The sequence below is a fragment of the Flavobacterium album genome, assembly GCF_003096035.1.
Lineage (GTDB): Bacteria > Bacteroidota > Bacteroidia > Flavobacteriales > Flavobacteriaceae > Flavobacterium > Flavobacterium album.
This window is the reverse complement of record NZ_CP029186.1, coordinates 633,677-658,619: the sequence shown is the minus strand read 5'-3', so window position 1 is coordinate 658,619 and position 24,943 is coordinate 633,677. Positions and strand designations below refer to the sequence as shown.

Genomic DNA, 24,943 nt, shown 5'->3' with positions numbered 1-24,943 from the left:
CACGAATTATATGAATTCGGCTAATTTTATTTCGAATGTAGCGATAAGAAATCCCAAAGGTTTTAAAACCTTTTGAATTGCCTGGGGGGAAAACATTTCGGGGTAGCCTTATTTAATCCCTACTCTTATCCATCTCCTTAAAAGAGTCGATCATCTTTTGCATTACCGGCTCGTACTTTTCTTTACGCTCTGCCAGTGTCCATGTCATTACCTGGTAATACCTGTTCTTTCCCTCAACGAAAGCCATTTTGTAATACACCATTTTTTGTACGCCGTCCACTTTGCCTTCAAACGACATCACTTTGGCAGAAAGCCCGTTAATTTTTATATCTTTCGAAACGGGAGGGTTGTCAAGACTAAACCCTTTTTCAAAATTTTCCGTTACCAGTTTCGTGTATCCGTCAAGGTCATTCGGATAAATATCGTAAAGTTCATTTTCATCAAGTACCTTTTGGAGTTCTGCTTTGTCCTCATCAATTACTACAACGTACAATTCCCTTATGGCATTTTGGTATTCAAGTGAGGCATCGTCGTTAAGCCCTTTGGTTTTTGTAAGGTAGGATGACAATTCCAGGAGGTATTTCCCGCCTATTTTTACAGTTTCTGTCTTTTCATCATCACCGCAGGAAACAAGAAGGAGCATGGCAATGGCAGTAATAGCGGCTTTAATCTTCATAAGCGATCATTTTAATTTTGGTTTGTAAAATTAAATATAGCAATTGATCGCGACTTATTTGCCCGGATCCGAAATAAATTATCGTTATATATTGGGTAATATCAAAACAGAAATATATTTTTACTGGAATAACAGGCAATACTATAATATGGTATAGGCACGTTTACATTCCATCAACCAATACTAAAACATCATGAAAAAAACCTTTTTACTATTCCTTTTTGCATCTGCCTGCGCCTTTGCCCAGGACCAGGTAAAATTTGCCGCCAAAATACAAAACCGCAATAGCGACACGCTTCACATCCAGTCGCGCACCCTGAACAAACTGTTGGTTTCCGATGCCAACGGTAACTTTAAAGACGCATTTGCCGTGCAGCCAGGTTTTTACCAATTATTTGATGGCTCTGAGGTTGCCACTATCTATCTGAAGAATGGCTACGACCTGGCCATGACAATGAATGCTAAAATGTTTGACGAAACAATTTCGTTTAAAGGTAATGGCGAGAAGGAAAACAACTACATCGCTAAAAAATTCATGGATATTGAGGCAATGGAAGAAAAGCTTGCCACGGCAAAAGACAATGCCGCTATTACGAAAATTGTGGATGAGACATTTAAAAAGTTGGAATCAGGGCTTGCTGACAAATCACTGGATGAAAACTTCAGGACACTGATGACAAAGCAGCTCGCCGCAGAAAAGACAAATAGTATGGAAGCAGCCGTCAAAATGCAGAAATTGCAGGCGATGAAAGGCAAGCCATCACCGCAGTTTGCATACGAAAATCATAAAGGCGGCACGACCAAACTGGCCGACCTGAAAGGCAAATACGTCTATATAGATGTATGGGCTACATGGTGCGGCCCATGCAGGCAGGAAATCCCCTTCCTTCAAAAGATAGAAGAAGAGTACCACGGCAAGAAGATAGAATTCGTAAGCCTGTCGATAGATACCAAAAAGGACTACGAAAAGTGGAGGAAAATGGTAACTGATAAATCACTTGGCGGTATCCAGCTAATCGCTGATAAAGACTGGAGCTCTGAGTTTGTAAAAGCGTACGGTATTGATTCCATACCAAGGTTCATACTGATAGACCCTAAAGGGAATGTGGTAGATGCCGATGCCGCAAGGCCGTCTGACCCGGCGCTTAGGGCACAGCTCGATAAGTTGCTGAAATAATTTATGATAAGGCCCCGCAGTGCGGGGTTTTATATTTTTATATCTTTAGCTCAAATTAATTATTATGAAAAAGAACGTGTCTATCCTTTTCCTGTTACTGTGTGTTGGTGTCTTTGCGCAGGGAGAAATGAAATTTTCGGCCAAAGTAGAGAACCGCAGGAACGACTCCCTTGTTATAAAGTCGCAGGCGGGTGTTGTAAAGGTACTGAAGTCGGATGCCAAAGGCAATTTTAAAAGCGTGACGTTTGCCGTAAAGCCCGACTTTTACCAGATAACCGACGGAGCAGGTGTTGCGGTGCTGTACCTCAGGGAAGGTATCGACCTGAACATGAAAATGGACGCTAAAAATGTTATAGAAACGGTAGCATTTACCGGTAAAGGTGAAAAAGAGAATAATTTGCTTGCCACCTTTAACCGCAATAATAAAGCTTTTGGCTTAAAAGCCGAAACGGTTAAAGACCCTTTGGTTCTCAATAAACTTATCGACGAATTGCTGGCCGGCATGGAGAAGCAGCTGGAAGACCCGACCCTTGATAAAGGATTCCAGTCGATTATAAGCCAGCAGGTAAAAGCACAGCGCCAGCAAGTGGCCGGTGAGATAGAGAAAGCCGGTAAAACAGCAAAAATGGTGGGCCAGCCATCACCGTCATTCGCCTATGAGAACCATAAAGGCGGCATTACCAAACTGGAAGACCTGAAAGGCAAATATGTATACATCGATGTATGGGCTACCTGGTGCGGGCCTTGCCGTGCAGAAATTCCGCACCTGCAAAAAGTAGAGGAAGACTACCACGGAAAGAAAATAGCGTTTGTGAGCATCTCTATCGATGAGATGAAAAACCATGATAAATGGAAGAAAATGGTAGATGAGAAACAGATGGGCGGCATCCAGCTTTTTGCCGATAATAACTGGGGCTCAGCCTTTGTGCAGGCCTTCGGTATCAACTCTATACCGCGCTTTTTGCTTATAGATCCTGATGGGAACGTACTTAGTGCCGATGCGCCAAGGCCATCCAACCCGGCATTGCGCGCAGAATTTGATAAATTGCTGAAATAGCGGTACTCACGCTAAACTATAGTAAAATCGGTGCTTTGCGCCGATTTTTTTTATTTTCCAATGTTAAGTTTTTATCCAATGTTACCAAAACGTTAAGTGAACGTATCTTTTATGTAAATTATTTATTATATTTGTTATGAGATATGTATAATTAAACACAAAAACTGATATGAAAAAGATTATTATTGCCGTGATGCTGTTATCAGCAGGTGTGTTATCCGCCCAAAATGTAAAGCCTAAGCACGAGATACAGGACCAGATGGTAAAATCTACCTACTACTATGATAACGGACAGGTAAAGCAGGAGGGTTTTTATAAAAATGGCAAACTGCACGGCAACTGGACAGCATATAACGAAGACGGCACCAAGCAGTCTATGGGAGAATATAACAATGGCATGAAAACCGGTAAATGGCTTTTCTGGACCGGATCGGTACTAAACGAGGTAGATTATGCAGACAGCAGGATCGCCGAAGTAAAGAAATGGTCTAAAGATGCTATTGTTTCGAATAAATAAGCTCGATTTATTTATTTGAAGAAAAGGCTGTGATCAACTCACAGCCTTTTTTGTTTTTTGGTTCCCTCCCTTTTTATTTCTTCGCCCCCACCAGATAACAAACCCGGTAACCGGCAGCGCTGCCGCAACAAGGCTTGCTATAAAAGCAATGATTTTTCCTGTAAGGCCAAAGTATTGCCCGGTATGCAGGCCGTAATTCATTTCCTTCAGCTTCATTCCGGGGCTTTTGTCACCATACATTTGCTGTTTAACCAGTACTCCCGTTGCCGGATGGAAGTAAAGGTTCGACTGGTGGTGGTATTCCAGCGCATTGGGGTATGAGCCGGCCAGCATCGTTGCTTTCGGGCCACGGTCCCATATAAAATACATCCCCTTTGTAGGAGCCAGCTTCAGGGTTTGTCCGAAGGCTTTATCCATTACTGCGTGCGGGTCTTTCTGCGAAAGCGTTGTATCAATAACCGGCTCGGCGCGCTCTTCGGGAAAATCCCGGCCCAGGTTGCCTCCATAATACATTGCGTCGCCCATCCATTCATAAGTAAATGTCAGCCCCGTTGCGGCTATCACAAGTGCCACCAAAGCAATGTAAAAGCCCGAAATGTTGTGCCAGTCGTAATTCACCCGGCGCCATTTCGCACTCCATTTTACCAGAAGCCTGTCCTTCAAATGCTTCCTCTTCTTTGGCCACCATTGTATGATGCCCGTTATGAGCAGGAATATAAAAATGATGGTTGCCACTCCCACTATATGTTTGCCAATTTCCGGCGGCAGCAGCAGGTAGAGATGTATATGCTCTACAATGTGGAAAAAGTCCTCCTCAAGGTTTTCAGCATGCAGGAATTTACCGGAATAGGGATTGAAATAAATAAAATACCCGTCTTCGTCCTTTACGCCATATACAAAAGCGGGCCGTGCCTCACCACCATAAATAACCATCGACTGCACTACGTCAGGATACAGTTCCCGTGCCTTTTTTTGCAGTACCGATGGAGCGATGTAAGGTTTTGCCTCAACGGGAACGGTGCGCCAGTCGCGGGTCATGTCTTTTATCTCATCATGAAAGCAAAAGATACAGCCCGTAATACTGACTATAAACACAATGAGCCCGGAGGTGAGCCCGAGCCATTTGTGTATAAAGCGTATTTTCTTTTTAAATCCCATTAAAACTTATAAGTAAGGCTGCCCATAAAGTTGCGCGGCGCCTGCACGTTGATGGTAGTATAACCGTTAAAGTACAGCTCATCGGTAATATTGTTGGCTTTAAGCGCTATCCTGTATTTTGGCTTGTCGTAAAACAGCGAAGCATTCAATACAGTATAGGAAGGCAGCACAAATTTTTCAGAACCGTTTACATTTCCGTCACCGTCAAAGGTATTGCTATTGTAAATAGCGCTTTCGCTGGCATAGTTACCGCCGAAGCCAATACCCATCCCTTCGATAACAGTTGCAGGCAGCTTATAGCTTATCCAGAAGTTAGCCAGGTTCCGCGGGCCTGCTGTTGTTGGGCGAAGGCCGTTGATGCCCGCGTCAGATTTGGTGTATTTGCTGTCGTTATAAGCATAGCCGACTAAAATGTTCAGGCCTTTTACCGGCGATGCGGTGATTTCTGCTTCAAACCCACTGCTCTCCTGGGACCCGTCCTGTATGGAGGAGTTAGGCACCGATGGGTCGGCCCTTACGATATTGTCTACTTTAATGTTATAATAGCTGATGTTGGCGCCAAGCTTATTATTGAAGCCATCAAGCTTTACACCCGCTTCAAACTGGTTGGCGTGCTCCGGCTTAAAGGTATTGGTGTTAATACCGGGTGCAGAGCTGCCTGCGTTGCTGTTTACAACATTTTTAAAGCTGTTCTGGTAATTGGCAAATACCGCCACCTGGTCTTGCACTACCTGGTACACCAGACCAAACTTTGGTGAGAATGCATTCTGGGAAAATGCGCCGGAAGTTGTGTTGCTTGCAGCATCATAATTGCCCCTGTTTTCAAAGTTATCGAAACGTAAGCCTGCCGAAACAAGCAATTTTTGTGTGATGTTCAATACATCGCTTACATAAAGGCTGTGCGTACTAAGGTTGGTAGTGCTATGAAAAACGCTGTTGGAGCTATCCAATTGGTTTTGTATGTTCCTTGGGTTAAAGGCATTGTAATTAGGTATTGCACCCGAATAATCTATCTCATCAAATTCCCATCCGCCGCCGGGCAGGTAGGTAATGTCTGTATAGCCTTTAGTCTGGTAAAGGTCGCCGCCTATCACAATGCGGTTCCTCATGCTGCCGATAGTAAAGTCACCGGTAAAGTTTTGCTGGAACTCAATAGCATTCGATGAGCCGCCAAAGCCCCATGCGTTACGGGAAACCTTATTATTTGGGCGCAGGTAGAACCAAAACCCGGGACCGTTAGCTTGGTTATTTGCTGAAGAAATTACCGACTGCGATGTCCAGCTATCGGATATTTTGTAGGTAACGGTTCCAAAAATATTGCGGCTCCTTGTTTCGGTAATGAAGTTGCCGCCAACAAGGGAACGTTTGAAATCAAGATTTAAGTCGGCAGCGCTGTTGAAGCCAAGGCTGGAAGGCGTGTGCATATAGTCCAGGTAGATAAGGTGGAGCCCTGTAGCGTCCTGGTTGAAAAATTCACCCTCGATGGTTGCTGTAAGCCTGTCGCTGAATTTGTAGGTGAACGACGGCGCTACAAAGGTGCTTTTGCTCATCCCGTAGTCCTGGAACGTTTCGGTTGCGGTTGTAGCAGCGTTTAGCCTGAACAATGCGGTTTTGTCATAATTAAGAGGAGTGTTGATGTCTACCGTACCACGGTTAAAGCCAAAGCTCCCTGTCTGGTACGTTACCTCGCCGCCAAATGTCTCATAAGGTTTCTTTGTTACGCGGTTTATAAGCCCGCCGTAAGAAGTAAGTACGCTCCCGAATAGCGTGGCTGAAGGGCCTTTTATCGCTTCGATGGTTTCAATGTTTGCCGCATCGTTGTTGGCAATAACGGTTCCGGCAATACCGTTGCGCACTAATGCCTGGGTAACAAAACCCCTTGAGGCAAAATACGACCCACCATCGCCGGCACGCCCTGTAGCGCCCCAAAGCTGGTAGAGGCCTACAACATTTTTAAGTGCGTCGTCCTGGTTGGTAACCAGCTGGTCGGCCATAAGTTCTTTGGTAACCACATTATATACCTGCGAATTTTCTAATGACTTCAAAGGCATACGCGATACGGTTGCACTTTCTTTCTTTTTGTAACGGTTATTCCGTCCATCGATCACTACTTCGTCTAACTGCTCACGGCTTTCGGTTAATGTAATGTTTTTGGTAATTGTTTCGCCTGCCGTTACAGTTACCTGCTCTTCTACGGCTGTAATGCCTATAGCTGAGATACGGAGTGTATACGTGCCGGGCTTTATGTTTTTAATCTCAAACTTGCCTTCCGCATTGGTATAAGTACCATGTGAGGTGCCTTTGAGTGCAATGGATATATTTTCTGCAGCAGAGTTGTCGCTGACCGATATTGTACCGGTTATCCTGCCGCGCTCCTGGGACCATCCCGCGGCAGCCGTTAAAAGTATGAAACAAAGCAAAAGCTTTTTGGTAATGAATTTGTGCATGGTGTTACTATTTTTTGCAGGTACAAAAGTAATAGCCAAAATAATAATGGGCAAAATTATTTTTACTTATTCTAAATAAATTTTAATTTCATGTCTTAGATGAACACATAATCAGGAGGCTGAATATTAAGTTTATTAAATATAGCCAGGTCAAAGGCTTAATTTTATATCTTTATAATCCACTATCAATAAGCTCCTTACACAGTATGAAAATTGCCCTTTTTACCAACGAATTTCCCCCGAATATCTACGGCGGGGCCGGTGTGCATATCGATTTTTTAAGCCGGGAGCTGGCAAGGCTGGCCGATGTGGAGGTACGATGCTTCGGGAACCAGGAGGAGCATAAAGATGCAATGAACGTTATCGGGATTCAGCCGTCCCTGAATCAAATGGTGGATCCGAATAATCCCCACATAAAAATGTTCCAGAACCTGAGCAGGAATGTGGAAATGTCCCAGCATACTTTGCAAGCCGATGTTATTCACTGCCACACCTGGTATACCCATCTCGCGGGCATTTATTCGAGGGAGTTGCTGCAGGTGCCGCTGATCCTAACTACGCACAGCCTGGAGACCCATCGCCCGTGGAAAATAGAGCAATTGGGTAACGGTTATTTTTTATCCCGGTGGATAGAGCGGCAGGCTTATAACGCAGCCGATGGTGTAATTGCCGTTAGTGAGCAGATGAAGGAAGATGTAGTAGAAGCCTATGGTATCGAACCAAAGAAAGTGACCGTTATCCATAATGGCATCGACCCGGACTTTTACCAGCCGACTTTTGACAATAGCGTATTACAGGAATACGGCATCGATCCAAACGTGCCTTTTGTGCTTTTCGTAGGACGGATTACGAGGCAGAAAGGCATATCACAACTGATAGAGGCAGCTCATTATTTCAATAAAAACTGCCAGGTCGTGCTTTGTGCCGGTGCTCCCGATACGCCCGAAATTGCGAAAGAGACCGAAGGCCTTATCAATACGCTGAAAGCACAGCGGGATGGCATTATCCTTATATCCGAAATGCTGCCACGTGATAAAGTCAGGGTCCTGTACAGCCATGCACGGGTATTTGCGTGCCCGTCGCTATATGAGCCATTCGGCATTATCAACCTTGAGGCATTGTCCTGTGGGACCCCGGTTGTGGGAAGCGCAGTTGGCGGTATCCCTGAGATCCTTACCGGAGGCGAAACCGGCTACCTGATCCCATTGGAAAGCGTATCGCGCACTGATCTTAACCCGAAAGACCCGCAGGCATTCCAGAAGGCATTCGCCGAAAAGATCAATCTGCTACTGGATGACGAAGGCCTCGCTGAACAAATGGGCAAAGCGGGCCGCCAAAGGGTACTGGAAAAGTTCAGTTGGGAGTCTATCGCAAAAACTACGTATAATTATTATCAGGAGGTTATATCCCGGTTCGAAAAAGAAAAAGCATAACGAATTTAAATCGGTAACAAAATGAGTAAAAGTACATTGGCCATTATTCTTGGCGGCGGGCAGGGTTCCAGGTTATTTCCACTGACGCACAGGCGTTCCAAGCCGGCTGTCCCTATTGCGGGAAAATATCGTTTGGTAGACATCCCGATCTCCAACTGCATTAACTCGAATATCCACAGGATGTTTGTGCTTACCCAGTTCAATTCGGCTTCCCTGAACCAGCATATCAAGAATACGTTTCAGTTCGGCCATTTCAGTACTGCTTTTGTCGATATCCTTGCTGCCGAGCAAACCCCGGATAACCCTACATGGTTTCAGGGTACGGCCGATGCGGTGCGCCAGTGCATGCCGCATTTCCTGAACCATGATTTCGATTATGCCCTGATCCTTTCGGGCGACCAGCTCTACCAGATGGATTTCAATGCCATGGTGGAAGCGCACGAAGCAAGCGGTGCCGGCATAACCATAGCGACACTGCCCGTTACGGCAAAAGATGCCCCCGAATTCGGGATATTGAAAACCGATAGCGAAAGCCTTATCACCTCTTTCATCGAAAAGCCGCACAAAGACCTGCTGCCGGAATGGACCTCGGAAGTAAGTGAAGAATCCGCGGCGGAAGGGAAACATTACCTCGCCTCGATGGGTATCTATATCTTCAACAGGCAGCTGCTTATCGACCTGATGTCCGACCCGGAGGCGAAAGATTTTGGCAAGGAAATAATCCCCCAAGCCATCGGGAAAGAAAAAGTACTGAGCTACCAGTACGAGGGCTACTGGACTGATATAGGGAACATCGACTCCTTCTTTGAAGCCAATCTGGGACTGACCGATGAGATACCGAAGTTCAACCTGTTCGACAACTTATCCAAGATATATACCCGTGCCAGGATATTGCCGCCTTCCAAGATTATAGGCAATACCAGTATAGACCATTCTATCATTGCCGAAGGCTCTATTGTTAACGGTTCATCCATAGTGCATTCGGTCATAGGCATCCGGAACAGGATAGGCAAGGGGTCTAAGATCTCGAATTCCTACCTGATGGGTAACGACTTCTACCAGAACCTCGACGAGATCAACCACAACCTTGAGCACGGGATAACGAACCTTGGTATTGGCGAACGCTGCGTTATCAACAATACCATCGTAGATAAGAACTGCAGTATTGGCAATGATGTGACCCTCAACGGCGGCCCGCACCTTGAAAATGCAAATACGGATGAATACACCATTAAAGATGGGATAATCATAATCAAAAAAGGAAGCACATTGCCGGACGGGTTTAGTATTTAAGTATTTCCAGCATTGCATGAATTAATAATTTCTCAACCAAAATCAATGAAGCTAAAACGCTTTATAAAGATATTTTTATGCCTTGTAATAGGCTGGTTTTTGATTCACTCCGCCTGCATTATAGCGGATGGCCTACAGGATGAAGGAAAAACTGCCGATGCTGCCGTTATCCTCGGCACTACCGTAAATGAGGACGGTACGCTATCGGAACGGCTCCGTCAACGTGTAGCCTGTGGGCTTGAATTATATAAGGCCGGACGTGTAAAATATATTATCGTAAGCGGCGGCCTGGGAAAGGAAGGCTTTTATGAGGGGGATAAAATGAAGGAATATCTTGTGCAGGACGGCGTGCCCGCAAACAGGATAGTAACAGATAACCAAGGCTATAATACTCGTGACACTGCAAAGAATGTCCGAAAGCTAAAAGACAGCCTGAAGCTTAAAAGCCTTATTGCGGTATCGCAGTACTTTCACGTTACACGAACGAAAATGCTGCTGCGGAAACAGGGGTTTAAAGACGTAAGCAATGTGAGCCCGCGCTTTTTTGAATTCCGCGACCTTTTCTCGATAGTACGGGAGTTCCCGGCCTATTATACACAGTGAGAAATACCATTTATGTATGTAGAATCGGCTACAGCACGGTTGGTCTCCTGCAAGGTCTTTGAGACCTTGTAGGTATAGTTTAAAAAACTGTCAGGCTCTTTTATATTTGTAATTGGCATAAATCTTTAAAATCACCCAATCCGCGTTCCATAAATACAAAAACTCCCGGTCACTTTCGCAACCGGGAGCCTTTTATATAAATGTGGATATTACATCTGGTGTTTTACGGTAAAGCCGTCGTCGCTAAGTTCTTTAGGCTCATAATCGGCGGTCATTTCTTTAGCATAATCGGTTGGCTTCCCTTTAGAAGTCCTCCTGATAAGGCTGTCGAATATCGAATAAACCACCGGCACGATAACAAGCGTAAGGAATAGCGAGGAGATAAGTCCTCCGATAACCACCCATGCAAGGCCGTTGTTCATCTGTGCGGCGCCGCCTTTTGCCAATGCGATCGGGATCATACCGATAACCATCGCAATAGTCGTCATAAGGATCGGCCTCAAACGCGCGTGGTTGGCCTGTATAAGTGCGTCTTTGGTAGTCTCGCCTTCGGCTTTCCTGTGGTTGGCGAAGTCGACGAGAAGGATCGCGTTCTTACACACAAGGCCGATAAGCATGATTATACCCAATATCGTAAAGATGTTCAGCGTATTATTTGTAAGTGCCAATGCTACAAGCGCCCCGATGAACGATAACGGTACCGAGAACAATACCACGAACGGATATACAAAGCTGTCGTAAAGCGCTACCATTACAAGGTACACAAGCAATATAGCGGCAAGCAAAGCGATACCCAATGTACCGAAACCTTCGCCCTGCATCTCCATATCACCGCCCCATACATAGTCTACACCGGCAGGGCGCTCCATTTTAGAGAATACACCTTCCCACTCGGTGGCAACGTCACCCGATGGGCGGCCTACGGTTTGCGCCTGTACGGTTACCGAAGCACTCTTATCGCGCCTTTCCAGCAATGACGGGCCTGAACCTTCGGTGATGGTAGCAAACTGCGAAAGCTTCACTTCCTGGCCCATGGCATTTACAAAGGTTAGGTTGCGCACATCGTTGATGTTCATACGGTCGTATGCGCCAAAGCGGATGTTGATGTCATATTCATACTGGCCGGCACGGAATTTACCATCGGTATTTCCGTTGAAGGCAGTCTGCATGGTAAGGCCGACCGTTTGGAGGTCAAGCCCAAGTGCGGCCATTTTATCCCTGTCTACCTGTACGTTCACCTCAGGCGAACCGGATTCTGATGTCAGCTTGATACCGGTGGAGCCTTTTATTTTGGCAAGCTCGGCAGCTGCTTTTTCGGCGAAGTCCATAGCGCTTGCAAGGTCGGTACCTGTGACGGTAAGCGCTATCGGCGCTTCGTCGGCACCACCCATGATACTTACCGGAACGGTTTTTACTTTAGCGCCTATCAGTATTTTTTCAAGGTCGCGTTTTGTCTTAGCGGCATATACGAAAGAGTTGTCCGCACGCTGTTCCTGGTCGATAAGTGTTACCGTGATCTCAGACTTATAAGCTGTGCTCTGTACACCGGCAAAACCTTCACTGGTCTGCCCGACTGTACTGATGATGCTTTTCACCTCTTTTTTATCCTGCAGGAATTTCTCCGCTTTTTGTGTCATGAAGTTGGTTTGCTCCAGGGAAGCATCTTTCGGCAACTCGAGCTGTACCATGAACTGTCCCCTGTCGAGTTTAGGGAAGAACTCCCCACCAATAAACCCTGCGCCAAGCAATGCTATCGAACCGAAGAACAACAGGATAACGATACCCAGCGTCGCCAGCTTGGTACCCCTGCCGCGAAGCGACCATTTCAGGATGCCGGTTACCCAGTGCGTAAAGCGGTCAAGGCCTTTTTCGAAACCAAGGATCACTTTGCCAAAAATATTTTTGCCTTCGATATGCTCCAGCTTTCCAAAGCGTGATGACAACCACGGGATAAGTGTGAAGGAAGATAATAATGAAAGCAATGTCGCGATAACAACTACCATACAGAACTGGGTGATGATGTTACTCACAAGCCCTGTACTCATGGCGATTGGGAGGAAAACCACGATGATAACAAGCGTAATGGCCGATACGGTAAACCCGATCTCTGCCGTACCGTCATACGCGGCCCGCACACGGTTCTTGCCCATCTCCATGTGGCGGTAAATGTTTTCCAGTACCACGATCGCGTCATCCACAAGGATACCTACCACGAGCGAGAGCCCAAGTAAGCTCATCAGGTTCAGCGTATAGCCTAAGAGGTATACACCGATGAACGTCGCGATAAGCGATGCCGGGATAGATACCATTACAATAAGCGCGTTCCTTATACTGTGAAGGAAGAAAAGCATCACGAAGGCCACGAGGAATATCGCGATGAACAAGTCATGGATAACCGCATCTGCCGCAACCAGCGTAAATTCTGAAGTATCATTTGCTATTTCGAGCTTAAGGCCTTCTTTGGCATAGTTCTTTTCGATGGTCGAGATAATGGCGCGAACGTCCTCACTCACCTGTACCGCATTGGCTTCGGTCTGCTTTGTAATTTGCAGCGCAATAGCGCTTTTCTGGTCAACACGGGCTATTTTATCAGCTTCCTTCTGGTCATCCTGCACGTCGGCTATCTGGCCCAGGCGTACCTGTATCCCGTCTTTTGACGAAACCACAAGGTTACGCATTTCATCAACCGTACGGTATTTACCCGCAAGGCGCACCAGCATGCTGCTTTCGCGCGTTTTTACGCTACCGGTAGGGAAGTCGAGGTTACTGCCTAAAACGGCTTGCTGTACCTGGGGTATGGAGAGGCCGTAGCCTTTCAGTTTCTCTTCGTCAAGGTTTACCTGTATTTCCCTTTCCTGTCCACCCACAAGGGTTACCTGCGCCACGCCCGGAACACGGGCCAAAAGCGGCTCGATCTTTTTATCCAAAAGGTCGTAAAAGTCTATTTCATCCATTTTCGATGTAGCGCCCAGGGTAATTACCGGAAGGTCGCTCAGGGAAAATTTCACAAGCGCAGGAGGGTCGGCATCTTCAGGAAGGTCTTTCTCGATCGCGTTGATCTTACGCTGCGCATCATTCAGAGAGTAGTCGGCATCGGCTTCAGGCTCGAGCGTTACCATCACGAGCGAAAGGCTTTCATACGATTTGGATTCTACCTTTTTTACAAGCTCCAACGATGCTACCGCGTCCTCGATCTTTTTGGTCACCGTATTTTCCACCTCGCCAGGAGATGCACCGGGATACACCGTGGAAATGGTCACCACGTTCATCTCGAATTTCGGGATAAGCTCGTAGCTCAGGCTGCTGTAGCTGTAAAGCCCTCCCAGTGTAAGGATTATGAACAACACTATAATAAGTGTTGGCCGTTTTATGGATATTTCTGCTAATTTCATTTTCTTTAGTTTAAAGTTTAAGGTTTAAAAGTTTAAAGTCCTGTACGGAAACTTTACCATCTTAAACTTATTTTACCGGATTTACTTTAGTACCATCCTGCAGGTTGATCTGGCCGCTGGTTACTACCACATCGCCTTCTTTAAGGCCGTCGAGCACTTCAACTTCTTCACCGAAGATGCGTCCTGCCGTTACTTTTACAAGCTTGGCTACGCTGTCGTTCACAACAAATACCTGGTTGTTGCCTACACCGCCTACAAACGCTTTACGCGGAATAGTGGTAACTGCCTGCTGCGATTTCCCCGAACCGAATACTGCGGTACCGTACATACCGGCTTTGATCTCGTTGCCAGGATTGTTGGCGATCTCTATTTCTACTGGGAAGTTAAGCGATGCATCAGCTTTTGGAGCGATAAAAGTAACTTTACCTTTGAATTCTTTGTCAGGGAAAACACTCGCTTTCACAGGAACCATGCTGCCCACTTTCAGGGTAGATACCTGCTGCTCGTTCACAGTCACTTTCAGCTTAAGCGTAGAAACATTTACCAGCTCAAACAATACTGTTCCCGATGCTACTACCGATCCCGGCTCTATGCTGCGCTTGTTCACGATACCGTTAATGCTCGATTTGATGCTCGCATCGCCCATAAGTATCTTCGCCTGGTCCAGCCTTGCTTTTGCGTTTACAAGGGCCAGTTTCGCCTGGTCCAGCTGCTGCTTGGTCACACCGCCTGTTTTGAAGGCGTTCTCATAACGCTGGCTGTCTGCCAGTGCATTTTGGTAGGCCGCCTGCGCATTTTGCACGTCAATAGAAAGCCGGTCGCCCTTTATTACCGCAAGCACCTGCCCTTTGCGAACTACATCGCCTTCATCAACCAGTACGCTGACTACGCGACCTGCATTTTCTGCAGGGAACTCTAGCTGCTGTGATGGCTCGAAAGTACCATTGGAAAGATAATCCGTATTTGGCACCTCATTTTTTACAACGGCCGTCCTCACCGTAACGGCAGTATTCTTTTGGGAAACAACCGCTGTTTCGGCATCGTTCTTTTCCTTGTTTTTCGTTAGTATATAAGCGCCAAGGCCTAAAACTGCAATTATTATTACGATATATAAAACCTTTTTCATGAGATTAGTTTGTTAATGTTCTTAATTCGCCTTTTGCTTTAATGAGCTGTATTTCTGCCAGCTTGAAATCGAGCAGGGCAGTGGTATAATTGTTTTGTGCTTCCACATAGGAGTTCTCCGCGTCAAGCAGGTCGGTTAGCGTGGCAAGCCCGTTTTGGTAATTGTTCTGGGTGTTGTCCAGCACTTCCTGCGCCAGCCTCGCGTTCTCCTTTTGGTTATTGATGGTGATGAGGCTGTTGTTTATCTGCGTCCTTGCATTTTCAAAAGCCAGGTTTAGCGATAGCTGTGTATCTTTCAGGTCTTCCTCATTCTTCTTCATGTCGATGGTAGCCTGCCTTACACGGGCGCGGGTACCGAAGCCATTGAAGATAGGTACTTTAAGGTTAACGCCTATTGACGAGAAGTCTGACCAGTACACGCCTTCAGAAGATTTTGCGAACAATGGAAGCTTTGGCCCCTGGCCGATATAATTATAGCCTGCCGTTAATGATAATGAAGGATAATATTCCGCTTCTATTGATTTTTTCTGGAAATACAAAAGCCTTTCCTGTTTTTTCAGCAGCTGGTATTCACTTCTTTTGGTAACGTCTGGCGTATCGTTCAGTGCCAACGGGGTAACGGAAAACTCTGTTTTCGGCAGCGTGATAGGTGTATCTATCGGCATACCCATATAGAATTTTAGTGCATTTTCCTGTAGCTGCACGGCGTTGATAAGCTGTTGGCGCTGCGTGTTGATGTTCGACAGGTTTACGTTCATCCTGTCGAGGTCTATCTTTCTGGCAAGGCCATTATCAAACTGCCCCTTGATGATGTCCCGCACTTTGGCCGTATTGTTATAGGTGCTGTCTATGATCGAAAGCTTTTGGCGCTGCACATATACCTGGTAATAGTTGTTTGCAACCCTTTCGATTACCTGCTCCTCTGTAAGCTGCGCGTTCACCTGGTAAAACTCACGGGTACTGCGAGCGGCCTTCAGCCCTGTAAATACCGACATATCGAATATTGCCTGGTTGAGGTTTACCCCCGCCGACGATACCCATTTTTGCCCTAATGGCGCCAGTATAGTCGTACCCGGCGCGCCAAAGAAGTCGCCCGGAAGCGCATTAAGCTGCAATATGGGATTGTAGGTGGTATTTCCGGATGCCGAAATCGTAGGCAGGGCCCTTGCGCGCACTTCCTGTATCTGGTACTCGCTGTTTTCTACCGTTAATTTCGCCTTTTTGGCATCTGCCTTGTTTTCCAGGGCATAATTTATGGCATCTTTCAGCGTGATTTCCTTCGGCTTTACCTGCGCCTGCAGAGAGGATCCTGCCAGAAGTACCACTAGAAAAGCCCATTCTTTGCGGAAGAAGCTTTTCAGGTCATTGATGATCTTCATTTGTTAACTGTATTTATTGATTGAATGATTATTTAAAAAGTGTCTTCATTATTACCTCTTTGCGTTCAGCGAGGATCGTGTCGAATTCCTCGTTTGTAAAACCCATTGTTTCCTGTAATAGCGGCCTCATAGCAGCGGGGAAGGACATAAGCGAGATAAAGTTGAGCGCAAACTGCTCAGGCCTCATTTTATGGATGGTGCCTTTTTCCATCTCGACTGCTATTTCCCGGTAAAAATCCTGTACCAGGCCACCCATATTTTCATGGTTCTTAATATTGCATCCCTGATTGGCCTGCGTTACCATATATATTTCCAGGTAAGGGTATTTTTGCGACTGCTCGAAGGCCACGTCGAGGTGGCGTTCTATTTTCTCCTTAAAAGGCAATCCGGAATAGAATATCTGCTCCATCAACTCATGTTCCTGCTTGTGGGCTTCTTCAAATACCTGCTCAAACAGTTTGTCCCTCGACCTGAAGTAATAATTTATAAGCGTCCTGTTTACTCCCGCGGCATCTGCAATCTCCTGTGTCGTAGCATTAAAGCGGCCCTCCCCAAAGAAAACACGCATTGCCGTATCCTTTATCAATTTCTCTGTGTCCTGGTCTGTTATCTTAGCCGACATAATTGTTTAACTTTTTTGTTTGACATTTTTGTCAAGGCAAAATTACATAGTTTTGTTCAAAGTCAATAAGAAATTTCATAATTTTTTTTACTTCAGGAATTCCTTAAGTATTTCAAGCCCTTTTGGGGTTACTATCGCTCTTAAATGGTACTCCAGGTATTGCTTTGTCAAATCATTCACTTCAAAAAGCTGCGCGGGGAAAATGTCTGAATCCTTTATACCCGTTAGCCCCGTAAAATAAATCCGGGATATAAAATCGATATTGATGTTCTCCCTGTACACCCCGTTGGCCACCCCTCTGTGAAGGTTCTCTACCATACAGCCGTTCATCTTTTCAAATTGCTTTGTACGGAGGCAGGAAAATATTTTCGGGAAAAATTTTTGCAATTGGTAAAATGGCGATGCGGCCTCGTTGTTGAGGTGCTGCTTTAAAAAATTCCTGATTATGAATATCTCCTCAATAGAGTTTTTTTGTTGCTCTACAATATTGTCGATGCCATCCGAGATGGTGTTGAAGAGGTGCATTGTGCTTGCTTCAACCAGGTCGGTCTTATTGGCGTAGTGCTGGTAGATCGTTTTTTTGGAAATGCCGAGTTCGTTGGCAATATCATCCATGGTCACGCTTTTAAAACCCAGCGTAAGGAACATTTCAGTTGCTTTGTTTAGTATTGTCTCTTTCATTCGTCCTTTAAAAATCCGGTGCAAAGGTATGTTAGGAAACTTTTAAAACCTAAAAAGTTTCCAAAGTTTTTTGATTATTTTAACATATATCATTTTCGTAAGCTACTGGATACCAATTTGTAGAAATACAACAGAGATTCACAAAGAAGCGCAAATCTTGTGAGTCAGGAAGATGCAAAGTGACTTTTCCTGGCAGGATAAGTCTTTGGGAACTTCTGTTAAACCTTAAATTTTCTTTTGCTAATCTTTGGGCTTCTTTGCTAATCTCTGTGGAATAATTCTTCATAGTAATAAACTTTGTACCTTAGCAAAAAAATAACTTCATGCATCCGATAGGGCATTACCAGCAGATCATTTCCGATTATTTTGCAACCACTTCCTTAGAGAAAGAACCTGTAAACCTTTACCGTCCCATACAGTATATAGTGTCTTTGGGCGGCAAGCGCATGCGGCCTGTACTTACATTGATGGCTGCAGAGATTTTTAATGCCGACTGCCGTAAAGCCCTTCCTGCTGCTATTGCGGTGGAGATATTCCACAACTTCTCGTTGGTGCATGACGATATTATGGACGATGCCCCGTTGCGCCGCGGCCACCAGACCGTGCACGAAAAATGGGACCTCAATACCGGCATCCTTTCGGGTGACGCGATGCTCATACTGGCTTATCGCCATTTTGAGGAATATGAGCCGGAAGTATTCCGCTCGCTGGCAAAATTATTCAGTAAAACGGCGCTCGAAGTATGCGAAGGCCAGCAATGGGATGTGGATTTTGAGCAGCGTGACGACGTTACCCTGCCGGAATACCTCAGGATGATCGAATATAAAACAGCTGTGCTGGTAGCGGCAGCCATGAAAATGGGCGCTATCGTGGCGCAAACTACACAGGAGAACTGCGACCTTATTTATGATTTCGGGCTGAACCTCGGTATTGCCTTCCAGCTGCAGGACGATTACCTCGACGCTTTTGGCGACCCGGAAACCTTCGGGAAGCAGGTCGGCGGCGATATCATCGAAAACAAAAAGACTTACTTATACCTGAAGGCTTTGGCGCAGGCCAACCCGTACGAAAAGGAAAACCTGCTGCAATGGTTTGCCATACAGCCGGAAGATTATACCGACAAGATCGTGGCAGTAAAAAATATCTTCAGGCATACCGGTGCCGATGCTGCGACAAAGCAGGCAATCGAAGACTATACCCTGAAAGCTTTTGCCACTTTGGAAAAAATGGATATCTCGGAGGATAAAAAGGCAATGCTCAAAAACTTCGGGCTGGGCCTTATGGGCAGGAAGGTATGAGACTGCTTTCAGTAAGGATAGTGCCACCGGACGCTACAGTCCCTGTTAACCGGGGCCAGTTATGGCTGGCATTAGGCTTTCCTTTTTTTACTGTCGCTGCGCTTGGTATCGATTCTGTTTCTTTTTTAAATACTTATTTTGATGGGCGGCAGATAACGAATATCCTGGCAATACTTTATTTCCTCGCCATGTTTTGGGTGTCCGATGAGCGGCTGCGCAGGCTGATGTTTGTTATGGTGGGCCTGTCCTATATCGGTGAACTCATTTTCTGCAAGCTGCTCGGGATGTACGAGTACCGCACAGCAGCTATCCCGCTGTATGTACCGTTCGGGCATGCTATAGTATATGCTTCTGGCTATATTTTTGCCCATACCCGTTTTGCAAAGACAGGGTATAAAAAGCTGCTTCAGTTTTTCGTTACCGCTTTTTTCCTGCTGTTCCTCGGTGTGGGGATATTCCTCAACGACCTGTTTTCGGTAGTGTCCGGTATCCTGTTTTTTATACTATTGCGAAGGAAACGCTGGCAGAATATGTATTTCTTCATCGCGCTGTGCGTTATTTTTATAGAATTGGGAGGCACTTATTTTAAATGCTGGGCATGGGCGCCGAAAACCTTTGGTGTTATCCCTGCCGCCAATCCGCCCATGGGTGCCGTATTTTTTTATGCCGGGGGCGATGTCCTGCTGGCAAAAATTGTTGACATTTGGGAAAAGAAAAAGAAGCAGCATAAAACAATATAAATGACATTTACCGCACCCCAAAACACCGACCTGCTCCTGAGTGAAGCGCAAAAAGAAAAGTTGTACATCAAGCTGGTGGAGCAGCTCAATAAAGACTTTGCCCTGGCTAATGAAACGGTTGACCTCCCTGTGGATATCTCACCAATAAACCTCAAGATCGGGATACATGAAAAGATCTACAGCCTTATCCAGCACAAGTTCGCTGAATACCTGAACCTGCTTTACATCATTGATGTGCCTGAAAAGGAAATACGATCGCTCGATGGCTCTGACCTTGTGGAGCTATCCGAACAGGTGGCTTTCTTGGTGTTGAAAAGGGAATGGCAGAAAGTGTGGTTCAGGAATAAATACTAATCAGTTTAAAAATATATAATGGGCATAATAGCTAATTTACTCCGCGTTTCAGGTGAGGAACTTGAAGAGATATTGAAAGACAGTTCGAAAATTAATCAAAAACTTGAGGATATTTATGAACAGGAAGAGATCGACCGTAACGTTATACGGGATCTGGACAAGTCATGGGAAGGTTTGTTGTTTGTCCTGACAGGGCAGGCGCTGAATGACAGTGATCATCCATTGTCGGCGGTTCTGTTCAGTGGCCAGATCGTTGATGAAGACCAGGACCTTGGTTATGGCCCCGGACATTACCTTACACCGGAGCAGGTTCGCGAACTCAATGAGATGCTTGCAGCAGTGACTGCCGATGACCTGAAAAAAAGGTATGACCCCAAAGCCATGGCCGGCATTTACCCGGATATTTGGGAAGATAATAGCGGCCTGGAATATGTGCTTCATTATTTCAACGTGCTTAAGGAAATATATGCCGGAGCCGCACAAAACAATGAGGCGGTGATTACTTTTTTGGGTTGATGATTGTAAGTATTAGTTGATGATTTTAAAAAACTGTTCTTTCAGGTTTGGCTTTCGATTTTAAAAAATTAGATTTATGGAAATCTATTTAATAATCTAAAAACAAGCCAAATGACAAAACATACTGAAGAGTTTAAAGAATTTGTAAGCCAAGGAATTAATAAAGAATACTTCATAGGGATAGGAAATCCATATGCTAATATATTATTCGTTGGTAAAGAATCAGCAATCAAAAAAAATGAAGTTGAAAGAATGTCCCAATATCTCAAGAATGCAAACGAATGGAGGGGATACATTGAAAACAACAGTTGTGAAATTTTAAATTATCCTGTTGAAAATGGTCACGTATTAAGAGCTGGATGGGGAAAAAATACTTGGAGCAAATATCAAAAACTAACTGATATAATCTTTGAAAAGGAAATGAAACCTTTTCATGTCGATTTTCTTGAAAATGTATTCACAACTGAAATAAATGATTCACCTGAAAAAAATACGGCAAACGCAGATAAAACAGGGTTGAATGAACGAAAGCAATTATTCAAAGAATCAAAATTTATTCAGAATTTCCCGGTAGTAGTATTGGCATGCTCAAATTATATTAGGAATAATGATAAAATTCGTGAAATAGATAAAATTTTTGGAGTAAAATTTGTTGATGGTAAACAGTATACTTCTGCAAATTGGTTTTATACGCATTATAGCGAGGATGGGAAAAAGCTTGTTATTCATACAAGGCAATTGAGTGCGAACGTAAAACCAGAATTACTAAAGGATATGGGTCAGATCATTAGGCAACACTTGGACAGAATTCAACTTTTTAATAATAATTAAGCAATTTACCTACAAGGTTTCAAAACCTTGCAGGTTGGCTGTACGATGATCTGTAACTCCTGCAAGGTCTCAAAGACCTTGTAGGTGTATATATTGCAGATAAAAATCCGTGCAAACGCCCAAATCCGTAGCTTGTCCCGCGGCAGGCGGGATCATCCGCGTTCCATTTCGTCCGTCATTTAAAAATAAACCCTCACAAAAGGCATAAACGCATTGCTGTACACTAAATCCCGTTCTTTATACAGCACATTATACCGCATCCCGATAGTCACATTATCCATCCTGTAGCCGGCACCGAAGAATAAGGCCGTATTCCAGAAATCCCTTTTCATTGGAATGCCGGAGCCGGTCATGTATTGTTGGTAATATTTGTCATCATAGTCAAGATTTACCCGAAGCTGTTCCAATTCTGCAGACAGCTGGATTTGAGGCAAGGGATTCAATATGCCGATTACAGAGCCGCCATACATCTTTGAAGAATAATAATCCCTTTGGTACACATAAGCTCCCTGCAGGCCGGCGCCCAGCGCCATGTAATCGTTAAACTGGTATATCGCACCGGGAGCAATCAGTATGTCGGTATACCCGCTGCCAAAGCCAACCCCGATATTGCCGCCGAAACGGACATGGCTCCAGAAATTTTGATCTTCATCCTGCGCGTGCGAGGAGAAGGCAAACATGAAGGATACTATAAGCAACGCCCGTTTTCCCAATAAAATGTTAATGTAATTTTCCATAGCGGCATAAGGTATAAATACTATTGATAAATATAGAAAAAACGTGATAAGATTATTACAATTATCGTACTTTTGCATTGATTTTTTTAAAAACTAAGGTATAAAGACATTAGTATGGATAGGTTTTCATTCTTAAACGCGGCACACACCGCTTTTTTCGCAGATTTATACGATCAATATATAGAGAATCCCGACAGTGTTGAACCAAGCTGGAGAAGCTTCTTTCAGGGATTCGATTTCGGAATGCAGGGCAATGGTTATGAAGTACTGGATGTACAGCAGGAACGTCCTGCCGCGCAGCCGGTTTCCGACTATTCGGGCATCCCTGAAAAATTACAAAAGGAGTTTAAGGTACTCAACCTTATCGAAGGCTACCGCACGCGCGGCCACCTTTTCACCAAAACCAATCCGGTAAGGGACAGGAGGATATTCTCGCCCAACCTTTCACTGGAAACTTTCGGCCTGTCAGATGCCGACTTAGATACAACATTCGATGCGGCCAAAGAAGCAGGATTGCAGCAGGCAACCCTTAGGCAGATCGTAGACCACCTGCGTAAGGTGTACTGCCAGCACATCGGTATCGAGTACATGTACATCCGTGATCCTGAAGTAAGGAAATGGATACAGAACAGGCTTACCGTTAATGATAACCAGCCCAATTTTTCGGCTGACCAAAAGAAAAACATACTTTCAAAACTGAATGAGGCGGTTTCCTTCGAGAACTTCCTCCATACAAAATATGTGGGCCAGAAACGTTTCTCCCTTGAGGGTGGCGAATCGCTTATCCCGGCGCTCGATGCGCTTATTGAGGCTGCAGCTGATAAAGGCGTGGAGCAGTTCGTAATGGGTATGCCGCACAGGGGCCGCCTTAACGTATTGGCGAACGTGTTCGGCAAGTCGACTTCCGATATCTTCAGCGAGTTCGATGGTAAGGATTATGATGACGATGCACTTTTTGACGGTGACGTAAAATACCACCTTGGCCTTACTGCCGACAAGCTGACAAAGAACGGGAAGCAGATAAACCTTAACCTCGCGCCAAACCCGTCGCACCTTGAAACTGTAGGGGCGGTGATTGAAGGTATCGCGCGCGCCAAGCAGGACAGGCATTATGCCGATGATTTCTCTAAAGTGCTCCCTATAGCGCTGCATGGCGATGCTGCCGTAGCAGGCCAGGGTATTGTATATGAGATCGTGCAGATGGCGAAGCTTGACGGCTACAAAACAGGCGGTACGATCCATTTGGTAGTAAACAACCAGGTAGGCTTTACTACCAACTACCTTGATGCGCGTTCGTCTACGTATTGTACCGATGTGGCCAAAGTAACATTGTCGCCGGTGCTTCACGTGAATGCCGATGATGCCGAGGCAGTAGTTCATGCCATATTGTTCGCCCTGGATTACAGGATGGAATTTGGCAGCGACGTTTTCATTGACCTTTTAGGATACAGGAAATACGGCCACAACGAAGGTGATGAGCCACGTTTTACCCAGCCGAAATTATACAAGATAATTGCCAAGCACCAGAATCCGCGCGACATTTATGCCGAAAAGCTTATCAGCGAGGGCGTAATAGGCAACGATTATGTTGGCACACTTGAAAAAGAATACAAGGCCGTGCTTGAGGAGAACCTTGAGGCTTCGCGCAAAAAAGACCTGACCATCATCACGCCGTTCATGCAGAACGAGTGGGAGGGTTATGCACAGGCAGATGAAGCACAAATGCTACAGAAAGTGAATACTGCTTTCTCTAAAGACATACTTACGGATATCGCTAAAGTGATAACCGAGCTTCCTTCGGACAAAAAATTCATCAGCAAGATACAAAAGCTTATCAACGACAGGAAAGCGATGTACTTTGAAACCGATAAGCTGGACTGGGCTATGGCCGAATTGCTGGCGTATGGGTCATTGCTTACAGAGGGTTACGATGTACGAATGTCCGGCCAGGATGTGGAAAGGGGAACCTTCTCGCACCGCCACGCCGTAGTAAAAGTAGAAGACTCTGAAGAGGAAGTTGTACTGCTTAACATGCTGAAAGACCAAAGGGGCAAGTTCCATATTTATAACTCATTGCTGTCAGAATATGGCGTGTTGGGCTTTGACTACGGGTATGCCCTTGCCAGCCCTAAAACGCTTACGATATGGGAAGCGCAGTTTGGGGATTTCTCCAACGGTGCACAGATCATGATCGACCAGTACATTTCGGCGGCTGAAGATAAATGGAACAACCAGAACGGTATTGTGATGCTGTTGCCGCACGGCTATGAAGGCCAGGGAGCAGAGCACTCATCCGCCCGTATGGAGCGTTACCTGCAGCTTTGCGCGAACCACAATATGTATGTGGCCGACTGTACCACGCCGGCTAACTTCTTCCACCTGTTGAGGAGGCAGATGAAAACCACGTTCCGCAAGCCGCTTATCGTATTCACGCCGAAGAGCTTGCTGCGCCACCCGCTCGTAGTTTCTTCTGTTGAGGAATTTGCAGAAGGCAGCTTCCAGGAAGTGCTTGACGACCCGGCAGCAGACAAAGCAAAAGTGAAAACGTTAGTGTTTTGTACCGGTAAGTTCTACTACGACCTTATTGCCGAAAGGGAAAACCTGAAACGTGATGATGTTGCTGTGGTAAGGATCGAGCAATTGTTCCCGCTGCCTGTAGAACAGCTTAAGGAAATAATAGCAAAATACCCTAATGCCGATGATTATGTATGGGCACAGGAAGAGCCGAGGAACATGGGTGCTTACAGCTACATGCTGATGAACTTTAACGAAGTAAAATTCAGGGTAGCATCGCTTAAAGCCTACAGCGCACCTGCTGCCGGTAGCTATACCCGTTCTAAAAAACGCCATGCTGCCGCTATTGCGATGGTTTTTAATAAGGATTTATTTAATTAATCGTATTTTTGA

Annotated in this window: 21 protein-coding genes; 12 read left to right on the top strand and 9 right to left on the bottom strand. The window is 45.4% G+C overall.

Features of this window, described 5'->3' with window-relative positions; translation table 11 throughout:
- Nucleotides 1-112 precede the first annotated feature (112 nt).
- On the bottom strand, nt 113-676 hold the full coding sequence (locus HYN59_RS02960) for a hypothetical protein (RefSeq protein ID WP_108776842.1): 564 nt from the start codon (nt 674-676) through the stop codon (nt 113-115).
- 193 nt (nt 677-869) lie between these two features.
- Between HYN59_RS02960 and HYN59_RS02955 the strand changes: the two genes are divergently transcribed.
- From HYN59_RS02955 to HYN59_RS02945, 3 genes are all read left to right on the top strand, one after another.
- A complete protein-coding gene (locus tag HYN59_RS02955; protein ID WP_108776841.1) occupies nt 870-1,853 on the top strand; it encodes a TlpA family protein disulfide reductase in 984 nt (327 codons plus the stop codon).
- Nucleotides 1,854-1,917: 64 nt separating this feature from the next.
- Nucleotides 1,918-2,910 (top strand): TlpA family protein disulfide reductase, encoded by a 993-nt coding sequence (locus tag HYN59_RS02950; RefSeq protein ID WP_108776840.1) that lies wholly within the window; start codon nt 1,918-1,920, stop codon nt 2,908-2,910.
- A 169-nt stretch (nt 2,911-3,079) separates the two neighbouring features.
- Complete coding sequence (locus HYN59_RS02945; protein ID WP_108776839.1) at nt 3,080-3,427, top strand: toxin-antitoxin system YwqK family antitoxin; 348 nt, start codon at nt 3,080-3,082, stop codon at nt 3,425-3,427.
- A 33-nt stretch (nt 3,428-3,460) separates the two neighbouring features.
- On the opposite strand, the gene HYN59_RS02940 is transcribed toward HYN59_RS02945, so the two are convergent.
- Both HYN59_RS02940 and HYN59_RS02935 read right to left on the bottom strand, forming a co-directional pair.
- A complete protein-coding gene (locus tag HYN59_RS02940) occupies nt 3,461-4,585 on the bottom strand; it encodes a PepSY-associated TM helix domain-containing protein (protein ID WP_108776838.1) in 1,125 nt (374 codons plus the stop codon).
- Complete coding sequence (locus HYN59_RS02935) at nt 4,585-7,032, bottom strand: TonB-dependent receptor (RefSeq protein WP_108776837.1); 2,448 nt, start codon at nt 7,030-7,032, stop codon at nt 4,585-4,587. Before HYN59_RS02935 ends, HYN59_RS02940 begins: the two co-directional genes overlap by 1 nt.
- Nucleotides 7,033-7,238: 206 nt before the next feature.
- Here HYN59_RS02935 and glgA point away from each other — a divergent pair, with 206 nt between their 5' ends.
- The 3 genes from glgA to HYN59_RS02920 are packed head-to-tail and all read left to right on the top strand — an operon-like array spanning nt 7,239 to nt 10,361.
- Entirely contained in the window at nt 7,239-8,465 is a 1,227-nt protein-coding gene (gene glgA, locus HYN59_RS02930; protein WP_108776836.1) for a glycogen synthase, read from the top strand.
- A gap of 21 nt (nt 8,466-8,486) precedes the next feature.
- Nucleotides 8,487-9,758, top strand: coding sequence for a glucose-1-phosphate adenylyltransferase (locus HYN59_RS02925; protein ID WP_108776835.1), 1,272 nt, complete (start codon nt 8,487-8,489; stop codon nt 9,756-9,758).
- Nucleotides 9,759-9,803: 45 nt separating this feature from the next.
- Entirely contained in the window at nt 9,804-10,361 is a 558-nt protein-coding gene (locus HYN59_RS02920) for a YdcF family protein (protein WP_108776834.1), read from the top strand.
- Between the two features lie 209 nt (nt 10,362-10,570).
- Here HYN59_RS02920 and HYN59_RS02915 read toward each other — a convergent pair whose 3' ends face one another.
- The 5 genes from HYN59_RS02915 to HYN59_RS02895 form a co-directional block, all read right to left on the bottom strand.
- Nucleotides 10,571-13,753, bottom strand: a complete 3,183-nt coding sequence (locus tag HYN59_RS02915) for an efflux RND transporter permease subunit (protein ID WP_108776833.1) — start codon at nt 13,751-13,753, stop codon at nt 10,571-10,573.
- Nucleotides 13,754-13,820: 67 nt separating this feature from the next.
- A complete protein-coding gene (locus HYN59_RS02910) occupies nt 13,821-14,879 on the bottom strand; it encodes an efflux RND transporter periplasmic adaptor subunit (RefSeq protein WP_108776832.1) in 1,059 nt (352 codons plus the stop codon).
- A gap of 4 nt (nt 14,880-14,883) precedes the next feature.
- Nucleotides 14,884-16,257: a TolC family protein gene (locus HYN59_RS02905; RefSeq protein WP_108776831.1), complete on the bottom strand. Its 1,374-nt coding sequence runs from the start codon at nt 16,255-16,257 to the stop codon at nt 14,884-14,886.
- Between the two features lie 28 nt (nt 16,258-16,285).
- Nucleotides 16,286-16,879 (bottom strand): TetR/AcrR family transcriptional regulator, encoded by a 594-nt coding sequence (locus HYN59_RS02900; protein WP_108776830.1) that lies wholly within the window; start codon nt 16,877-16,879, stop codon nt 16,286-16,288.
- Between the two features lie 87 nt (nt 16,880-16,966).
- Nucleotides 16,967-17,560 (bottom strand): TetR/AcrR family transcriptional regulator, encoded by a 594-nt coding sequence (locus tag HYN59_RS02895; RefSeq protein WP_108776829.1) that lies wholly within the window; start codon nt 17,558-17,560, stop codon nt 16,967-16,969.
- 323 nt (nt 17,561-17,883) lie between these two features.
- On the opposite strand from HYN59_RS02895, the gene HYN59_RS02890 reads away from it, so the two are divergent.
- The 5 genes from HYN59_RS02890 to HYN59_RS02870 all read left to right on the top strand — a co-directional run bounded on the left by HYN59_RS02890 (nt 17,884) and on the right by HYN59_RS02870 (nt 21,299).
- Complete coding sequence (locus HYN59_RS02890) at nt 17,884-18,858, top strand: polyprenyl synthetase family protein (protein WP_108776828.1); 975 nt, start codon at nt 17,884-17,886, stop codon at nt 18,856-18,858.
- Nucleotides 18,855-19,598 (top strand): hypothetical protein, encoded by a 744-nt coding sequence (locus HYN59_RS02885; protein WP_108776827.1) that lies wholly within the window; start codon nt 18,855-18,857, stop codon nt 19,596-19,598. The genes HYN59_RS02890 and HYN59_RS02885 overlap by 4 nt, the downstream gene beginning before the upstream one ends.
- On the top strand, nt 19,599-19,952 hold the full coding sequence (locus HYN59_RS02880; protein ID WP_108776826.1) for a hypothetical protein: 354 nt from the start codon (nt 19,599-19,601) through the stop codon (nt 19,950-19,952).
- Nucleotides 19,953-19,970: 18 nt separating this feature from the next.
- Nucleotides 19,971-20,468, top strand: a complete 498-nt coding sequence (locus tag HYN59_RS02875; protein ID WP_181369498.1) for a YfbM family protein — start codon at nt 19,971-19,973, stop codon at nt 20,466-20,468.
- Between the two features lie 111 nt (nt 20,469-20,579).
- The gene (locus HYN59_RS02870; protein ID WP_108776825.1) at nt 20,580-21,299 is read left to right on the top strand and encodes a hypothetical protein; all 720 of its coding nucleotides are present in this window, start codon (nt 20,580-20,582) and stop codon (nt 21,297-21,299) included.
- A gap of 179 nt (nt 21,300-21,478) precedes the next feature.
- On the opposite strand, the gene HYN59_RS02865 is transcribed toward HYN59_RS02870, so the two are convergent.
- Nucleotides 21,479-22,036, bottom strand: coding sequence for a hypothetical protein (locus tag HYN59_RS02865; RefSeq protein WP_108776824.1), 558 nt, complete (start codon nt 22,034-22,036; stop codon nt 21,479-21,481).
- A gap of 114 nt (nt 22,037-22,150) precedes the next feature.
- On the opposite strand from HYN59_RS02865, the gene HYN59_RS02860 reads away from it, so the two are divergent.
- Nucleotides 22,151-24,931 carry a 2-oxoglutarate dehydrogenase E1 component gene (locus HYN59_RS02860; RefSeq protein ID WP_108776823.1) on the top strand — a complete coding sequence of 927 codons (2,781 nt, stop codon included), beginning with the start codon at nt 22,151-22,153 and terminating at the stop codon, nt 24,929-24,931.
- Nucleotides 24,932-24,943: the final 12 nt, after the last annotated feature.